The organism is Nocardia sp. NBC_00403 (assembly GCF_036046055.1).
Classification (GTDB): Bacteria; Actinomycetota; Actinomycetes; order Mycobacteriales; family Mycobacteriaceae; genus Nocardia.
Genome location: NZ_CP107939.1, coordinates 2,224,838 through 2,244,183, shown reverse-complemented (window position 1 = coordinate 2,244,183; position 19,346 = coordinate 2,224,838). Strand labels below are relative to the sequence as shown.

Here is a 19,346-nt window from a genome sequence, read left to right as displayed (position 1 = left end):
CATACCTGCCATCGCCTTCGAGATCACGCCCACAACGCAGGCCGGACACCCGAACTACGTCCGATCGTCTCTTATCGCGCGCACCACGAAAGTGATTTCGGCGTTGATCTGCGCCGTGAGCTGTTTGGCATCGACGGGGATCGCGATCGGCGGTGTGTCCTGGGTGATCACGTATCGCCCGTCATCGGGCAGGTCACGCCACTCGAGGTAGCGCGCTACCCTGCCTCGCGGCCCGAAGCGCGAAATGCCTTGGCACACCTCGATGCCACCGACGGTGGCCGGCACCGTAGTCAAGAACCGTTGCGAGTGTGCGTCATCGGTGTCCTCGTGGGAGTCCCACAGACCGGATTCACCGTATCCGTGGTCCATCCCGTCGTGGTCCGGGGGCACTCGTAATGTGACGCGATTCTGTTTGCCCGCAGGAGCTTTCGGAAGCGCCGCGACCACAACATCCGCCAGCCTCAGCACATCGCATTCAGTGATCGTGAAGCCCTCGCTGTGATGGACGGTCCTGCCCGGCAATTGGGTGAGCAGGTAGCCGCGATCCTCCCTGCGCGCCGCAATCATGCGAATGCTGCCCTCGGGATTGTCGGGGTTCTTGCCGTCGATCCCTCGCACCAGGACGCTGAGGTCCGGCCGGGCGATATCCATCATCAGCTGCGGGACGGCCGGGTCGATCGTGTACCGCAGCCGCTCCCGGATGCGATGGAGTTCGCGCTGGTAGTCCTCCTCGAGCGGAATGTCGGTGGTGAAGACGAACGGACGCGGCATGACGTCCTCACGCATCTGCTCCCAGAGCACGACGAACTCGAGATCGGTGAATTTCCAGATACGGCTCATTTCTCGACTACCGGCCTGACGGCCAGTGGCGCGTCACCGATTGCCTCCTCCAGGTGCTCGGTGGAATCGAGGAATGCCGCACGCTTGTGGTTCTGGTTGCTATCGCCCGCACCGCGGCCCGCAGCGCCCGCCGCGCCAGGCGAACCGGGCGTACCTCCCATCGGGGAAGCAAGCCCCGACATCCGGCCTGCCGCGGATGCGGCCGGCGCGGCGGCGGCGGCGCGCGGGAAAAGCTTGGCGGTCTGGCTCAACTCCTTCGCCACCGGCGCGGCGCCGGCGCCTGCGCCCGCGCCACCGAGGCCACCGGGCTTGCCCGCCGACATCGCCGCGTTCTTGGCCGCCTCGAGCGCGGAAGCCGCCCCTGGCCCGAGGCCCGCCAGCCCGGGCACGCCCGCCATTGCCTGCTGCGCGGCCTGCTGTCCCGCCGACATCGCCTCCTGTGCAGCCTGCTGTCCCGCCGACATCGCCTCCTGCGCAGCCTGCTGTCCCGCCGACATCGCCTGCTGCGCGGCCTGCTGCGCGGTCTGCTGCGCCTGTTGCGTAGCCTGCTCCGCAGCCTGTTGCTGTTGTCGTTGGGCCGCCTCTTCCTGCTGCTTGCGCGCGGCCTCCTGCTGCTGGCGCTGGAACTCGGCCGACTCTTGTTGCTGCTGACGCCCCGCTTCCTGCTGCTCGCGCTGGTATTTCTCCGCTGCTTCCTGCTGCCTGCGCGTAGCCTCCCGCTGCTCACGCTCGAACTTCTCCTGCGCTTTGCGTTGCGCCTCGGCCCGTTCTTGCGCCTTCCGAGTGTCCGCGGCGCTCGGGCCCGGGCTTGTCGCACTCAACGTGGGCCGGGAGCCTGGACCGCTCGGGTAGGTCTGCTTAGTCAGATCCTGACCGGTCGGGTTGAACGGGTCGGCCGGAATGTCCTTGAACGACGCGTCCGGGTGCGCCAACAACGGGACCTGGCTAGCGGATTGCGGCAGCCCCGCGGCGTAGGTCTTCGCCATCCATTCCCGGTATTGCTGGAGCTGATCGGGAACGGTGTACGAGTAGCTCGATCCCGAGTAGTAAGGGCCGAAACCACTATTGGACATGGAGTAAGTCTGCTGACCCGGATTGTGCGGCGTCGTCGGCATGAAAAGCTGTGTCGAGTCCAACCAGCCGGAGGTGAGCATGAGATTGTCACCGATCAGGTTCATGCTCTGCTGCAAGGCGGGGACCGATGCCGCATAGGCCTTGATCGCAGCGACCATCATTTCCTTGGATGGCCCTTCCCATTGATCCGCGGTCACCGAGTCGATCCTGTTGAGAAAATCGGAGAACACTTGCTGGACCATTTCGGCCATCCATTTCCACCGACCCGACCAGTTAGCCGCACGCTGCACAGTCGTGTAGTTCTTGATGCTCTCACCAAGGGTGTACAGGGCTTCCCAGGGCTGACTGCCCGCGCTCTCCACCATGATCGTCGACGGCTCGAAGCCCTTGGCATTCTTGAGATTTTCGCTCGGCGGTTGAAAATGGACGTTGGGATCCTTCGAGTACGGCGGTTTCTCGGTAGCGATCGGCATCGGGGCACCTGGCAGCGCCGTCCCGATCTTCGACGGCTTGATGGCGTCGAACATCGCCTCGTTCTCGCGTTCCTTGGCGTCGAACTTCTTGCCGGCGGCGATGAAGGTATCGATCATGTCCTGCAGGATGCCGATGTGCTTGCCGAGGAGTTCCTTCAGCTCATCACCCTTGCCCGACAGCTTCTTCGTGAGGGCGATGCCGGACGGCATGTCGGCGAAAGGAACCGTGGTGGTGACCATTGTGGTCTGATTCTGCAAAGTGCGGATCTGACCGATTATGAGCGACGCCGCGTTGGCGAGATTGTAGGCAACTTCCTGCTCGAACTTGTATTTACCCTCCGCCGCCGCGGTCTTCAGTGCCGGCCATGGGTTGCCCGTCTTGATGGGGAGTTGCTGGCCGGGGACGACTGGGGGTTGTTCGTTGCCACCCATACATCACGCTCCTACTATCTCGGCAACACCTGGCACACCACGGTTACCGCTGTTGACCATTTTGGCACGAGTCCAGTAAGGCTGTCGCACTGCAGATTTCGTGCGGAAGGATCTTCAGCACCCGCCGTTCACCAGCTACCGACACCCACTGAACCGCATCTGACCGGAGGCCGACCATCCGGCGAATTGTTTTCGCGCTCTTCATCGGTTTCCGCTCTCATCCGCGAAGCGGTAGTACGTCGATCGGCTCGGCTGCACCAGAGCTCGCATGAAGCTCGGTCCTTCCGACGGAAGGACAACGCGCCGTTCGCTTTTCGAGAGCACTCCGTCGCGATAGTATTCGCGGGCCAGACTGCCCCACTCGTCGTCGATAATTCTCAGCGCCACTCCCGCGTCGGTGCTCCAGGTGAACTCGGCCACCTTCTCCGGGCGCAGGTCTTTGGCGTAGGTGTACAGCACAACTCGGGTCGGGGTCGATGATTCGCTCATCGGTCGGTCTCCTCTGTGCTGGGCGAGGTGGTCGGGTCCGCGGCGCGCGACCAGACCTCGAGGCCGTGACGGCGGCGGTCCTCCCTGGTGACGAAATCGTTGATGGTGCCGAGAAAGTCCTTCGAGCTCACGTAGTCGGCGGTTTCGTCGGCGGCGGTCGCGAAGGTGAGTTCGTTTAGCTTCATGCGTTGCGAGCCGCGCTCGATCAACAAGTGGGCGAAGTAGTTTCGGCGTGTCTTCCAATAGCGGACGGTCGCCTGGTCGTCGAGTTCGATGGCAGTGGCGCCACTCTGCACGACGTAGCCGGTGCGGTCGGCGTTCACCGAGAAGGCGACGAGTTTGCCGAGGCATTTGTCGATCAGTCCAGCTGTGGGCGCCGACGACGAGGCGGGGCGCAGCGTCCGCACGATACGTCCGGTTGCAGTGGCGTACTGAACCCATTCGAACCGGTTGTTGCGCGCCAGCCAGATCAGTTCGCCGTCCTCGGCCATTTACCGAACCCCCAGCAACTGGTTGATGCGGCGACTGGTCCGGCCCGCGGCGTTGATGATGTCCATCGGCGTCTTACCCTTCACGTCTCGGAGAAACTCGAACGTCGGACCAACCGGGGTCTCCGTAGTGTCGCATGTTCCGTCGCTCGGCCCATATGTTGAATATCCTCGGTGGCCTCGCCCTTGTCGTCAGCTTCATCGCGTTGGGCTGGTCGATGGCCCAGCGGGCTGTCGTCTCCGGGTCCTGTCCCGCCTCTACCCTTGCCAGTCCTTCGAGAGTGATACCGCGGGTGGCGTCCACATACTCTTGTCTGGCCGCGCCGATCGGCCCGAGCGTTCTGATCCGACGCCACCAACCGCCGGCGCAGCCCGCGAGGCCGAGCGGGTCGACCCAGCTGTGCGGATTGTGCACATATGCCGTGGCACTGTCCGGATTCGGCTCGACGCCGAGCGGATCAGGCGCGGTATAGGTCGCCGTTACCGGGTTGTAGTACCGGTGTCGGTTGTAGTGCAGACCGGTTTCCGGGTCGTGGAGTTGACCGGCGAATCGCAGCGCGGTCCCGGCGTGCCCGTTCCAGTGCGTCTGACCCCACAGCGTTGTCGACGCCCAACCCACGACCGACCCGGTGCCCGGGTCGAGCAGTTCAGTGGGAGCACCGGCCAGGTCGGTGACGATAGCGTGGAACGCGGTGTCGATGGTGGCCTGCGGTACCGCGCCGCCCGGCGCCACCGGAATCGGCGTCGGCCCGGTAGCGCGGGTGTACTGGGTGAGCGGCTCGTGGGTTTCGGGATGATGGGTCCAGCACCAGCTCGAGGTCGACGGCGGCGCGCCGGGTGCCTCGTTGTGCTGGAACACGAGATCGTCGCCATCCCAGCCGAAGATCACCGACTCCAGCACGTTCGCGGCGCGGTCGGTGTGGGTCTTGGACACGCGACGGCCCAATGGGTCGTAGCCGTAACGCCAGAAGGTGCCGTCAGGCGCGGACACCGTACGAATCTGACCCGTGGCGGTGTGGGTGAATTCGAAGACCTCGGGCTTGTGCGACAGGCGGCCGCGCACCACCCGGACGAGGCGCCCCGCCGCGTCGTACCAGAAGCGGCGTCTGCCCGATTCGGTGACGAGGGTGCCCGTCGAGAGCACCGGGCTCGGCATCGCGGACTCGTCGGAGGAGGCGCGGGTGAGCACACCGGCCGGGTCGTATCCGTACTGTTCGTCTGCCCCCGGCGACCGTTCCGCCGCCACTGCGGTCACCCGGCCGACCGAGTCGACGCCGAAATGTCGCGGGCCGCGCAGTAGGTCATCTGTACCAGTGGCGTAGCCGTCGGCGCGGTAGGTCCAGGTGCGTCCGGCGACGGTGCCAGTCGGGTTCTGCACGTGCTGGGCGATGATCCGGTCCCGGTTGTCATAGCGCCGAGTGATCCGGGCGGCGCCGATGCGGCGCGCGGTCTCGTTGCCGGTCGGGTCGTAGCCGAAGCGCAGTACGTCGCTCGGGCCGTGCCCGTCGTCGGTGGCGGCGGTGACCAATAAGCCGGTGTCGTCGTAGCCGAACATGGTGCGCCAGCCCAGCCCGGCGCCCGGCACCGCCCTGGTGTCGACGATCCGCTGGGTCCGCTTGCCCGCGCTGTCGTAGGCGCCGGCCACCGTGACGTCGTTGATCTGCTCGGTCAGTACCCGACCCGCCACGTCGCGGGTGATCCGTACCACCGCATCGCTATTGGCGGCCTCGACCAGATCGCCGTGCCGGTCGTAGCGGTAGACGGTCACGCCGTCGTCGGTGTGCTCCTCGGTGACCCGGCCCGCGACATCGAAGACGAAGCGGGTGGTCTGGCCGACGGCGTTGGTGGTGGACCGGACTCGGCCCGCCGAGTCATGGGCATACGTCGTGCGCGCGCCGTTGTAATCGATTTCGGCGACCACCCGGCCCGCACTGTCGTACTCGTAGTGCCACACCAGACCGGTCGGGTTGGTCACCGAGGTGATCTGCAACTGCGTGTCGTATCCGATGCGCAGGCGGGCGCCGTCCGGCCCGGTCACCTCGAGCGGCGAGTCCAGCACCGTGTAGGAGGTGGTGGCGGTGTTGCCTGCCTCGTCGGTGCGTGAAAGCTGGTTGCCCTCCGCGTCATAGGTCCAGGTGACCGTGGTGCCGTCAGGATTGCGCTGCGTCAGCGGTCTGCCGTCGACGCTCCACGTGTGGGTGGTGGTGCGTCCGAGCGGGTCGGTGACCGATCGAATGCGGCCGAACCCGTCGCGCTCATAGGTCCAGGTGCGCTCGCCTGGAGCGGTGACCCGCACCGGGAGTCCGGCCGCATCACAGTCGACCGTGGTGCCGAGGCCGGTCGGATCGATAACCCGGCGCAACATGGAACCTGTGGCGCGGTAATCGTATTCGTAGCGAGTGCGGGATCCGTCCGGGCCGGTGACGGCTGTGGTGTTGCCGACGGCGTCCGAATCGTATGTCCAGGTTCGACCGCCGGGGCCGGTCTCGGAGCGCGACTCACCCCAGGCGCCTCGGGTGACCCGCGTCACCGCGCCGTCGGGTCCGGTGACGGCGGTGACCAGGCCGAAGAGGTCGCGCTCGTAAGTCACCGACGCTCCGGTCGGATCGACCTGGCGCACCAGGTGGTGCGTGGCGTCGCGCTCGAAGGTGCGCACACCGCCCGGGGACGCGACCTGCCACACATCACCGTTGGCGTCGGTGCGGAAGATCAGCACGCGGATGTGGCCGAAGATCGGATCGTCGCGCACCACGGACCGGTTGGCGACCGCGCGCGGACCGACCGCCTGGATCTCCCCGACAACCGGCATCGCCTGCAGCGCGTCCAGGGCGGCCTCGACATCGAAGGGCTGCGGCGCGCCGGATATGTGCGAATCATCGAGGGGGCGAACAGTTTCGATCAGTGCCGCCCAGCGCCCGCCGGATGCGGCATCGGGGGCTCTGTCCGCGCCGTACGCATAGGCGTTGGCGTATACACCGCCGGTGCCGATCTGCGCCACGCAGCGCCCCTCGGCGTCGTACCGGTGGTGGTAGGACACGCCGTTGCGATCGGTCCACGAGGTCAGCCGCTGAGCGTCGTCGTAGGTATAGCGCAGCTCTTCCCCTGCGGCGTCGGCCACTGCGAGCAGCTCACCGACACTCGAATACCGGTACCCGGCCACCGGAATCGTCTCGCCCGCTGATTCCAGCGACAGCCCCGACACCCAGCCGGTGCCAGGGCCGGCCGACACCCGCAAGACCTCACCGCTCGAATGACGCACCGCCGCAACGAGACCCGCGTCGCCATACTCGAAGCTCAGGTCCTGACCGCCCCGATGCCGCAACGCAGCAATCGGGGCGACCGCCGCATGTTCGACGGCGACGAATTCCCGGATGACGCCTGCCGCCAGGTCCCGCACCCGGTAACGTCCGTCGGCCAACGACAGCGGACGCCGCGGCCCGGATTCCGGAAACACCTCCGCACCACCGGGTTCCGGATGCGGATAGCTCAGCACCGCGCCATCCGCACACACCAGCACGACACCCTCGGCATCGAATTCCAGCCGCTCGTCCAGCGTCGACAGCCACCCAGGTCCGAAGTGCCTACCCAACCGCAGTGACGACAGATGGATGCGCCGCAGCTCCAGCGGCAGCACACCCGCGGTCCGCAGATCGTTACTCTCCAAGAGCACCGCGCCCGAGGACATGTCGACCGGCTCACCGTCGGTGCACCGATCCGGCCCGGGCACCGCGGCCGCGGCCCCGGTCGCCACCTCGCGCCCGCTCATCGGAGCAACAATCGGACCGCCACCCGGATCGGATTCGGATGCGGCAGTGTCCGCGGGGGATTCCGGCTCGGCCGCAACCGTAGCTACCGCGCGATTCGGGTCCGGGTCGGTACCGTGGTCGGGCGAATTAACAACCGTGGCTCGGTCCGTGCCGTGCTGCGGCAGGTCGGCAGGGCGGGCGCCGATGTGGTTGCCCACGCGGGCGTGGACCAGCAACAGATCGTGGAGCAGTTCCTCGCCCTCGGTGACCTCCGCATCCGGGTACTCGAGCGCGGCATACGATTCCGCCAGCGCCTCCCGCGGCCGGTAGTTCCTGTGCTCGTCGAAGCAATACTTACTGAACTGCTGGCGCAACCAGATCTCGTACTCGTCCGTCCAATCGGCGTCGGGGTCCGCGTCGGCCTGGTAGGTGCGCCCGTAGTACTCGAACAGCGCGAAGCTCGCCTCGTCTCCGGCCCGGAGCCCGCCCGCGTGCTCCATGGCGTGGCCGAATTCGTGCACGATATTGCCGTACACCGGCCGATCCGGTGGACCCACATGGAATTCGGCCGCCACGTCCGCCTCCCATGCCTGCCGCAGCGCCTCGGGATCGGTGGCGAATCGCAGATTCAGGGTGATCGCCTTGGTACGAACTCGGCCGTTCTCGATGATCCATTCGGCCTCGGCGACCTGATTCGGATCCTCCAGTGCACCGATGCGCACGATCTCCAGATCGATCTCGTGGTGCGCGTCCAGCTGATCACGGACCGCCCTGGCGAATTCACGGGCCGACTCGACATCCACACCGGCGAGATCGAATCCCTCGACCGTGACACCGTGGGCGGCCGTCAGTACCGCGGCCACCTCAGACGCCGAGTGGCAGCGCGCGAAGTCGTCGGCGGGTCTGCTCGGCGCGACGTATTCCACCGGTTCCGACCCGGGCGGTGCGGCCTGCGGCTGCGGGTCCGCCGAATCAGGCACGGCCGCAGCAGATTCCACCGAACCGGGGTCGGAGGCATCGGGCCCGCCGGTGACCGTGGCGTCTCGACCGGTGGCCGCGTTGCCGTCGCCGCCGGGGTCGAGAGGCATGAGTACACCCGCCGCGAGCTTGGACCCGCTCAGATCGAGCCATGCTTCGCCGGTGATGTTGCCGCGCAGCTGGATCTCACGCAGCCGGTCCAGCGCGCCATCGATAGCGGTGCCTTCGATCTGGAGCCCCGCCAACATTGCCTCCAGCCGCGCCGGATCCAGGGCACGGACCGCGTCCAGCACTGCCGGATCGAGCTCCTTGTTCACCATGTGCGCGACGAACTCGGAATGAATCAGATGTCGCAGCCGCGGATCCGCCCGGGACTCGGGATCCGGCACGGGCGTGAAGGATTCACGATCCACCGGGAAGGTGTAGCCGTGGTCGATCGGAATCACCCGGACTGCACCGGATTCGTCGGTGCGGGTCAGCCAGTTCCGCTTGGGGCGGTCGTGCGATCCGGCGATGTAGTCCAGCACCGCCATCATGCTGCGTTCGGTCAGCGTGTACTGGTCGACCGGCCGCGCCGGGTCGGTGGCCGCGGCGAACTCCATCAGCGAGCCCGTGCCCTCCGGGCCGTCCCACAGCGTGGTCGTCGGGACCAGATCGAATCCGAGCAGGTCGTCCAGGCGTGCGAAGGCCACGTCGCGGACCGCCATGCCGGTCGGGGGCAGGTTCATGCCGTCGGTCCACTGGCCGTCCTCGGGCTTGTACACCCAGACGCTGTCGTCCGAGAATCGCACGCGCAGCACCACATTGAGCTGGTCGAAGTCACCGATCCGGCCGGCGGTCTCGCCGTAGCCCAGTTCGTGCGCCGCGGCCTCGCGCTCGCTCATCGTCTCGCCGTCGGGAATCGAGGCGAAGGCAGAACCCACCTGGCCCGGCGCGCCGAGCCCCGGCCAGGCCGTGCCGGTGATCCGGCCGTTGTCCTGTATCTCGGTCAGCCTGGCTACCGCGGCGTCGATCGCGGGCTGTTCGACACCGAACTCCTGTAGCAACTCGGCAAGACGGCCTGGCTCGAACGCCCTGATCTTTTCCAACACAGTCGGATCCAGCCGCTGGCCGAACGCGTCCACCACGAACGGCGACCGGATCCGACCGATCCTGGACCCGCGCTCGTCGCCCTCGTCGATGAAAGTGAACGATTCCGGCCCTTCGGGCAGCACATCTGGGTTGTCGAAGAGCAGCAACCGCTTCGGCGCGTCGGGTTGGCCGGACGTCGCGGGCAGCGTGCCCCAATTGGTCGGGTTCCGGTCGATGTGCCCGAACACATAGTCCAGCACCGCCGCCATGTGCCGCTGCTCGATCGGATATTCCCGGACCGGGAGTCGTGGGCTGTGCGGAATGAACTCGCTCAGGGATCCGCGGCCGTGCGGCCCTTCCCACAGCTGCGCGCGCGGCACCAGACCCGCCCCGATCATCCGGTCGAACTCCGACATCGCGACCTCACGCGTCGCAAGACCCGTGCGCGGGATGCCGACGAAGTCGGCTTCGTCCGCGTCGAGTTCGGTCCGGTAGACCCGCAGCGTCCCATCTTCGAACTCGATGCGGAAGACATTGCCGAACTCCCCGAGGGGAGATTCGGACACCACCGGACCCCACGCCGCAAGTTCGGCCGCACTCACCTGCCACGGCCCGTTGTCGGAAGCATCACCCTGTCCCGGCTGCTGCGAGCGCACGGCCTCGACCGACGCCTCCGGTGCGGGGCTCCGTTCGGCGGGCCCGCCCGGTCGCTCGGGGCCGATTGCCGGCGTCCGGTGTCCGCCCGAATCCGGTTGGCCGAAGCCGGAATCCAGCTCGACCTCGATGAAGCGAGGGCGATACTTCGTGACGTCGGCGACGACGGCGTCAGGGACGAGGCTGTTGACGTTGTAGCTGATGATCAGCTTGTCGCCGTCGCGGAGTTCGGGGTGCTCGTGGGCGTTGTAGACGATGACGTTCGCATCGCCGTAACTGCCGTTGGGCCCTGGCTCCGGGGTCCGGTATAGCACCGTCCGGTCGGTGAACGGACCTGTCGGTGAATCCGCGACGTAGGCAACGATTTCGGTGCTGAACGCAACGGTCGTGTCCTGGGTGATCAGCAAATAGCGTCCCCGCCATGGGGTCACGCTGTACTCGTTGGCGACCCCGGGCATGATCGGTGCGGATTCGGTTTCACTGCTGGTCCACCCGGTACCGTCGAAGTACTCCCACACCCCGGTGAGATCATCGCCGTCGACCCTGGCCACGTGCATATGCTTGGTCGGCCCGGACTCCTTCATCCCGTGGATATAGGTATGGGTGCCGTCGAACTCCACCCACGACGCCCAGTTGACGCCGCTCTCGGACGGCATCGGCGTGCGGCTGACCTGGGTGAGATCGTCCGCGTCGAAGCGGGCCAGCAGGTTGTCGCGGAAGGCGAAGTCCCACATGCCGCTTCCGGTCCGGCCGAATCCGACGAACATGACGTTCACCGTCGATCCGGCGACGAATCCGCCGCCGAGCCAATAGAAGCCGCCCTCGGTGTCCTGCACCACCGCCTCCGGCGCGGCCGGAGTGCCGCCGTGCACGGTGGACAGTTGCCCGTTGTCGTCGACCACGAAGGTGTTGTTGACGAACGCGCCGTCCGCGGGGCGCGAGCCGTCCGGATCGACCGCTCCGAGAAAGGTGTCGGAGAACATCCACAGGTGCCTGCCGTCGGGCAGGCGCCGGGAGTACGTGCTGTCGGCGCCGGTCCAACCGCCGCCGGTGTCGCCGTAGTCGTTGAACATGTTGTCGAGGTCAGTTCGCGGGATGACGCGTACCACGCGGAACTCGTCGCCATCCCGGCTGCTGCCGATCCGAGAGATCGGCTGCGCGGCCGCGTCCTGGCCGTGGATATCACTGGAGCGCAGCGGATTTCCTTCGGCATCGAAGACGATGCCGGACACCGAGGCCACATTCGGACCCGACTCGCCCCATTGGTACGGACGCCAGGCTCCCTCGTTGGGGTCACGCACCATGATCGTGCCGCCACGGTTGGCCATCACGTAGGCATGCGCACCGACTTCGTCGGCGGTGAACTGCCCGTGGTACTGGTCCACCATGAGGACCACCCGGGCCGGATCGTTCTCGTCGAGCAGCCGGGCCGCCACCTCATCGCGCGAGGTGAAGCTCTGCAGCCGACCGCCCGCGTAGCCTTCCAGCGCGGCTCCGGATAGCCCGGACAGGCCGATGTCGCCGATCGGCACCCGGGCCACCGTGCTGCCGGTCTCATCGATCACTATCTGAATCGACTCGGGCGCACAGGTATTCGGGTTCTCGACCGATGCGGTGTCGGGGCCGAAGCCGAACCGGCCCATGACCCGCCGCAGCACTGAGCCGGGACGGTCGGCATCGGCGTCCACCGTCGGCCGGCTCTCGTTCCCGGTGGTTTCCGCGGCGACGAGGAGGCCGCGGTCGAGATCGGACAGTTCCAGATCCAGCCACGCCTTGCCGGTGATCTTTCCGTTGACCTGGATCTCGTCGAGTCTGCGCAAGGCGGCGTCGATGGCCGGGCGTTCCAGCCCGAGCTCGGTCAGCATCATCTCCAGCTGTGCCGGTCCTAGACCACGCACCTTGGCGAGCACCTCGCGCGGCAGGGTGCGGCCCAACGCGTCGGCGACGAACACCGACCGGAAGCCGAGGCGCTCCAATGGAGTCGCATCCGCCGGAAAATTCACGGCGTCTTCAGTGAAGGAGAGTCGATCGACGGGGAAGGTCTCGCCGTGGTCGAACGGAACCACCCGCCCGGTGCGGTCGGTGAAGAAGTTGCGGGTGTGTCGGTCGCTGGCCCCGGAGATGTAGTCCAGCACCGCCAGCATGGCCCGATCCGCCTTGGAGTACTTGCCGACCTCCTGACCGGGGGTGACGTCCGCGGCGAACGCCATCAGGGAGCCCGTGCCCAGATCGCCGCGCCACAGCGTGGTGGTCGGCACCAGACCGAAGCCGAGCAGCTGATCGAGGCGGTAGACCGCGACCTCGCGAGGCGCCATGGCCGAGGGCGGAATCACACTGCCGTACACCGGTTCTCCGACGACCGGTTTGTACACCCACACGCTGTTGTCGCCGAACTGCACCCGGAACACTTCGTTCACGTGCTCGTAGCGCCCGAGCGGTTCGGGCCGGCCGACGACCGGGCCCAGGTCGTGCACGGCTTGTTCGGCCGGGTTCATGGGCGCGGATGGCGCCACCACACCAGGCGGTGGCCGTCGCACGTCGTGGATGTCGCCGGTCCAGGCCGAGCCGGTGATCTTGCCCGCGGTTCGGATCTCGGTGAGTCGGGCGACGGCGCCGTCGATGGCCTCTCGCTCCAAGCCGAGATCGGCGAGCACCTGTGCCAGCCGGGCCGGGTCGAGCGCCCTGACCTTGGCCAGCACCCCGGGATCGAGCGCCCGGTTCAACGCGTCGGCGACAAAGCTGGAGCGAATTCCGGTGGTGTCATTGCGATCCGGGAACATGTACCCGTTGTCGATGGCAACGAATGTGCCGCCGGTGGACTCGAGGTAGTTGCTCCAGCTGCGATCACGGTTGGCGCCGATGTAGTCCAGTACCGCCATCATGTCCCGATCGGCCTGGGTGTAGTCGGCCAGCGGGCGGCCCCACGGACGGGAGGAGACGAACTGCTGCAACGATCCAGCGCCTCGAGGGCCGTCGAACAGTGTGGTGGGCGGGACCAATCCGAAGTCGAGCAGCGCATCCAGCGCATAAGCGCCGACCTCGCGGACCGCCGCGCCCGAGGGTGGAACATGGACCGGCGTCACGGATTCGCCCGAGGCCGGTTTGTATACCCACGAAGTGCCGTCCGAGAAGTTCAGTTTCATGGCCTCGTTGGCATGGCGCAGCTGCCCAAGAGATTCCGGGGAACCGAGCACCGGGCCCTTCGCCCGCAGCGCCTCGTCGACAGCGATCCACGGCGGCGGTTGCGATACGCCCTCATCGATCTCGAACCAGATGGTCTTGCCCTGGCCAGGACCGTGCGGGTCGATATCCCAGTCGCCGGCGAACTCGTCGAGCAGCGCAAGACCGCTCGCATCGGACTCCCCCGCCTCGGGAACCTCCGGGACCACTTCGCTTCTATCGAAGACCTCCACTCGCACCCGTCGATGCCCCGCGTCGTCGGTCACCAGCACGACGAACAGACCGTCACTATCCGTGTGCTGCAGGACATTTCGCACCAATGCCGCGGTCATCAGTGCCGCGTCGTCGACCTGGTCCTGATCCGCCCAGTCCCCCATCGCCTCCCGGACCAGCCGCTGCGCCTCCGCGACGCGCAGCGGATCGCCCTGCACGATGTCCATTTCGGCGTGGCCCGCATGGTCGCTGATTTCGGGAGGCAGCCCCGCCGATTCCCGGTGCCCGCCCAGATCGGGCCACGCCTCGGCAGTGACCGCACCATGGCGCTGGATCTCGGCGAGCCGGCTCAACGCCCCATCGATCGCCTGCTGTTCGATCCCGAGGGATTCGAGCATGACGGCCAGTTGCGCCGGATCCAGTGCCAGCACCTGTGCCAACACCGAGGGCTGGAGCCGACGGTTCAACCCCTCCTCGACGAACACCGTCGCGGTGCCGGCGACCCGTTGCCCGTCGGGAGCGATGAAGATGAAGGAGTCCCGGTTCACCGGGAAGGAGTAGTCGTTGTCGATCGGCACCAGCACACGTAGCGGCTCGCCCGCATCGGTCTCGGCCCACCGCGTGTACCAGTTTCCGCCATGGCGGTCGGAGTTTCCGGCGATGTAGTCGAGGACCAGCAGCTGATCTTGCTGGATCGCACTGTATTCGCTCGTAGGTTCTCCGGGATGCAGATCCGGCACGAAGGTGATCAGCGATCCCTCGCCCGCACTGCCCTCATACAGCGTGGTCGTCGGAACCAGGCCGAAGCCGAGCAGTTCGTCGAGACGCGAGAAGGCGACGGCCCGCACCGGCATCCCCGACGGCGGGATATCGATGCCCCATTCCAGCGCCGCTTCGGTCGCGTCGGGCTTGTATACCCCGAGACGATCCGATCCGAAGTCCACCCGGAACGCGGGGAAAGTGGTGCGTTCGCCGAGCTCGCCCTCGACTCCGCGACCCCAATCCCGCATCCGCTGTTCGGCGGAGCTCGGCTGCCACTGCGGCTGTGGCAGACCGATACCGACCTCGGGCCGGTGCGGACTCGGCGCGAACCGGTCGACCGGGCGAGCGGCACGTTCGTCGACGTTGAAGAGAATGCCGTGCGTAGCGAGCACGCCCTTCGGCAGCAGGTTGCGCCGGAACTTCTGCGGTGATTCGCCGAGAGTCTTGTCGTACACCATCACCTGCCCGTCCTGATAAGACAGGACGTAGGCGTGCGCGCCGACACCGTGCTCGTCGACCAAACCGCGGTACTCGTCGACAACGAGCATTGTCGCGCCGTTGCCCATTCGCTTCAGCATCGCGGCGATCCGCGCGGGCGAGTCGTACATCTGCAGCCGCCCGCCCGCAGCCGCTTCCAGCTCGGCGGCGGTCATACCGTTCGGGCCGACCTCCCCGATCGGTACCCGCACATCGGCGTTCGGCAGCAGCTCGGCGATCGTCCGTACGGAATCCGGACCGCACTCCGCGCTGCGGACCTGGTCACCGCGCCGCTGCAGTGGCCAGCGGCGCCGTGGGGTCGACTGCGGCTCCTGATGCGGGACCCGGCCGTCCGCGGTCGAGATCGCCCGCGCCGGACGTTGTTCGGCAGCGCCGCGCGTGTCGGTGCTGCCGAACTCGACGGCAGTGCGTCCACTCTCCGGATCGTTCGGCATGTTGACCTGGCGCTGCCGCCAGTTCGGGTCGGCGAGGCCCGGGCGGCGCCGAGCCCGGATCATGTCCTGTGGTCGCTCCGCTGCCAGCAGGGCAGCGTTGCGCAGCGACTCCGGCACGGTGGTTCGGGCCGCGTCCAGGTATTTGAAGTAGGCCCGATGCTGATCGAATCCCGCCATGCCCGAGGGGAATTCGGCGGTGACACGCACACCGTCGAAGACCCGCGTCGAGGGATCGAGTCCCTGGCCACGGCCGGCGAACCGGCCGTTGCGATCGGGGATATCCGAACCCGTCCAGGTGACTGGATCCCCCGATGACGATGCGACATACACCGGGATACCGAAGTCGGCGGCGCGGCGCATCGGGCCGACACCGGGTGATCCGAGCAACATCACCGCCTCCACCACACCGACGAACCGACCGTGCTCGCCCGCGTAACTGGTTGTCACCGAGCCGTAGCTGTGTGCGAAGAGGTAGTTGCGCGGCATCGTGGCGGTCTCGGACCTGGTCGCCTGGTACTGGCGGGTCGCGCGGTAGGCCGCCATGTCCCTGCGCAGAATCCGCGCACCCGTCTTGGCCGGTTCCGTGCTGACCGTATCCAGCACGATCCGGCCGCCGTTGGGCGCGTCGTAACCGATCCAAATGGCCGTCGCCACCCGCAGATCCGGATTCATCCTGGTGGTCAGCTCGTACATGTCGACCGCGCTGCGCAGGTTGCCGGGCAGTTTGAGCATTGTGGTGGTGATGCCTGGCACGATCCACGACACCGACTGGGCGGTGTCCACCGCACCGACGGCTACCACCGCGCGCCCGGTCCCGCCGAATTCCGTTCGGTCGTAGGACAATACGTGCACCGGCGGGTGGTCGGCCAGCTGTGCGGCGCGCGCGTCGGCCTCGGCGAGTGCGGCTCTGGTGGCCACCAGATTGCGCAGCTGCTGCATCTCCGCCGCGGTCAAACGGCCTTGGGGCCCGAGCCCGGGCTGGGGCCTGCGAGCCAGGAATGCATCGAAGTCGCGGGTGATCTGCAGTCGATTGGCCTCGTCCCGGAACTCCGCAGGGATCCCGTCGGAATTGCCGACCTGGAACGGGTGCGCGCGCACCAGCGCGGCGCGCTCCTCGGGACCCAGCTGTTCGTGCCACCAGCGCGCGATGCGCTCGGCATGTGCTCGGGCCTGGTCTTCGATGGTCACGTCCGTGTCGACGTAGTCGGCAGGTTGGAGCAGCGCGGGCACGGCCCCTGGCTCCAGCTTGTCGAGCGCGGTGCGGGCGAGGGCGAGCTGCGCGGCCGACGGCGCAACTACCGCGGTCTGGGCGGCGGCCGGATCGACCGGCACCACAACGTCGCGGCCGAGGAACTGGACCGTTTCCCGCGTGCCCGGACGGTGCGCGTCAGTGGTCACCGTCTCGCCCAGACCTGCGCCGATACGAGCCAGGTTGTCCAGCGCCCGCGTCGGTGTTGTCCGGCTGCCGTCGGTGAACGCGTAGTACTGGTGGCGTTCGGCGAGCACACTCGCGAACCGCGGGTCGACGGGGAACTCCGAGGCCACCCGGACCGCACCGAACGCCGCCGTCGCCGGGTCGACGCCGAGCAGTTCGGCGGCATGTGGCCCGGCGACCTGAGTCGGTGTGTCGGCACCACGCCAGGTGAGTCGATCGGAGGACGCGGTCAGCACGAACACCCGGCCCGGACCCAGCCGAAACTGCCCGGCTTCGGTGATCGGGCCGACGCCGGGCGAACCGATCAAGGTAACGTCGGCAACCTGGCCGGCCAAACGGCCGTCGACCCCGGCGAATCCGACTGTGGTCGAGCCGTATCCGTGCCCGATCAGATGGATGTCCGGCAGACCGGCGCCGCCCAGCCGACGAGAAGCGTTGAAGGCCGCGATATCTCGCAGTAGTCGATGCCCACCATCAAGGGCTGGATCGGCCCTCGAATACTCCGACCACATGGCGTCACCGCTCGGCGGGTCGTAGCCGAGCCACATGATCGAAGCCACCGCGGCGTCGGGGGCGGTGCGTGCGGTCACGTCGTAGTGGTTGCGGGCCGCGTCCAGACTCTGGCTCATCGACCGGACGGTGGCGGCAAGCCCGGGCACATGCCAGGAGACATGCGCGGCGCTGTCGACGTCACCGAAAGCGATCACCGCGCGGCCATCGCCGTGGAAGGCCCTCGGATCGAAGGCAAGTAGTTGCGCCGGTGGAGACCCGAGAAGTCCGGCCGCGTCACGATCGGCGCGGGCAAGCAGCTCGGTCATGGCGGTGAGGTTGCGCAGCAGGCCCACGTCGCCCGAGTCGAGGTTGCCGAGCAGCGCCCGGACAGCGCGGTCGTTCAGGTCCGCAACCCGCGTCGAAGAATTCAGTGGCACAGCGTCGTTCGTGAAGAGCAACTGGCGCAACAGCTGGAACTCCGGCCTGCCGAGATTCCGGGGCCGATTCACGATGCGGTCCATGAGCTGTGGGACCCCCGCGATGCGGTCACCCAGTTCGCGCCAGGCGCGCCGATGTGCCAGGCGGTTCGCCTCGTCGCGCACCTCGGCGGGAATACCGTCGGTGGCACCGATGATCTGCGGATACACCCGAATCAGCGCGTCCCGATGCGCCGGGCTCATCGATTCCCACACCTGCCGGTTCTCGGTGGCGCGGGCCTGCGCCTCGGCCACCGCCGTGTCCGCCGAGTATTCGCCGTGCCGCAGCCTGCGCGCGGACTCGCCCGCCTCGAACATGTCGAGTGCGCGATCAGCCAGCCGCACATCGCTCTCGCCGAACCCGAGGTCGTGCGGGAGCAGCCTGCCTTCGGCGGGGGCGGGCACGGCTCGGCCGCGGTGCGTCATGACCTCGCGGACCCGATCGGGGAAATCGGAGACGATGGCATCGACGCCGAGCTCGATGAGCCGGTGCATATCGGCCGGGTCGTTGACCGTCCACACCGAGACCCGCAAGCCCGCCTGCTCGGCCTGCGCCATGAACGCCTCGGCGACCATCGACCGCTCCGGCGACAGGATGGTCGCACCCGCGTCCCGCGCCGCGGCAGCGAGATCAGCGCCCGGAGTTCGCGGCGTACCGGTGGCCTTGGCCCACCACATCCTGGCCTTGGCCGACCGCGAGATTCCGGGATCGCGACCCAGCCACGACTCGGTCGCCGTGCGCGCGCTGACCAGCGCGACCCGCTCGACATTCGGAGCCAGTTCCGCGGCGTAGGTCAGTACCCGCCAATCGAATCCGAGAATCCGGAAGTCGACACCGTGCCCGTTCAGCGTCTCGACGGTCGCCGCGACCAGTTGCCGGACATCGGCGTCGGTCCAGGACGGGTCGGTCTTGATCTCGACCGCGAGCGTTCCGCTCCAACCCATTTCGACTGGGAGCCGGGCCACCTCAGCGAGCGTGGGAACCCTGGTTCCGGACGTCGCGGCCTGGGTGTCGGCGAAATCCGGATGGGTGACACCGGCATCGAGGGTGCGCACCTGAGCCGCGGTGAGTTCGCGAATCGGTGTGCCCACGTAGGGGTATCGCGGATCGCCGGGTGTCGCGGGTCCGGTGTCGCGGACCGTGTGCGAGTCGATCCGTTGCTCGTGATGGATAACCGGAACACCATCCGCGGTCAAGCCGACGTCCAATTCGATGACGTCGACGCCGAGCCGCATGGCCGCCTCGAACCCGGGCAGGGTGTTCTCCGCCCAGAGCCCACGACCACCGCGATGCCCCTGCACTTCCGGGCCGACCGGTTGGTCGACCGGGCCGTCCACCGGCCGGTAGCCCTGCGTCCCATCGTCGATATGCGCTGTCGCCGCCGGGTCGATCTTGGCGATCCCACGGATCACTCGGCGCAGCACGCCCGCGTCCGCGATGCCGGGACGATGCAGTTCGGGGGTCACGGTGTCGCCGAAACCGGCGGCGATTCGGCCGAAGTTCTCCAGCGCCTCGGTCGGCTTGGTCCGGCTCGGGTCGAGATAGTCGTAGTACTGGGTGTGGTGGCGGCGCGGGTCGGCGAATTCGGCGGTGTCCGGGTATTGGGCGAC

General features: G+C 67.4%; 5 protein-coding genes (1 of these 5 cut by a window edge). All 5 read right to left on the bottom strand.

Features of this window, described 5'->3' with window-relative positions; all coding sequences use genetic code 11:
* Positions 1-54: 54 nt before the first annotated feature.
* Positions 55-840, bottom strand: coding sequence for an ESX secretion-associated protein EspG (locus OHQ90_RS09695; protein ID WP_328409261.1), 786 nt, complete (start codon positions 838-840; stop codon positions 55-57).
* Positions 837-2,819 (bottom strand): hypothetical protein, encoded by a 1,983-nt coding sequence (locus tag OHQ90_RS09690; RefSeq protein ID WP_328409259.1) that lies wholly within the window; start codon positions 2,817-2,819, stop codon positions 837-839. Before OHQ90_RS09690 ends, OHQ90_RS09695 begins: the two co-directional genes overlap by 4 nt.
* Positions 2,820-3,020: 201 nt before the next feature.
* Positions 3,021-3,308, bottom strand: a complete 288-nt coding sequence (locus OHQ90_RS09685; RefSeq protein ID WP_328409257.1) for a hypothetical protein — start codon at positions 3,306-3,308, stop codon at positions 3,021-3,023.
* Positions 3,305-3,799 (bottom strand): hypothetical protein, encoded by a 495-nt coding sequence (locus OHQ90_RS09680; RefSeq protein WP_328409255.1) that lies wholly within the window; start codon positions 3,797-3,799, stop codon positions 3,305-3,307. The genes OHQ90_RS09685 and OHQ90_RS09680 overlap by 4 nt, the downstream gene beginning before the upstream one ends.
* Positions 3,800-3,872: 73 nt before the next feature.
* Positions 3,873-19,346 carry the 3' portion of an alpha/beta hydrolase gene (locus OHQ90_RS09675; RefSeq protein ID WP_328409254.1) on the bottom strand. The gene runs 12,105 nt beyond the window's last position, so 15,474 of the gene's 27,579 nt are visible here — the last part of the coding sequence; its start codon lies off the right edge, out of view; the stop codon is at positions 3,873-3,875.

Coding starts and splice junctions, on each gene's coding strand:
- OHQ90_RS09690 (WP_328409259.1), bottom strand. CDS start 2,819: ATGGGTGGCAACGAACAACCCCCAGTCGTCCCCGGCCAGCAACTCCCC.
- OHQ90_RS09680 (WP_328409255.1), bottom strand. CDS start 3,799: ATGGCCGAGGACGGCGAACTGATCTGGCTGGCGCGCAACAACCGGTTC.
- OHQ90_RS09695 (WP_328409261.1), bottom strand. CDS start 840: ATGAGCCGTATCTGGAAATTCACCGATCTCGAGTTCGTCGTGCTCTGG.
- OHQ90_RS09685 (WP_328409257.1), bottom strand. CDS start 3,308: ATGAGCGAATCATCGACCCCGACCCGAGTTGTGCTGTACACCTACGCC.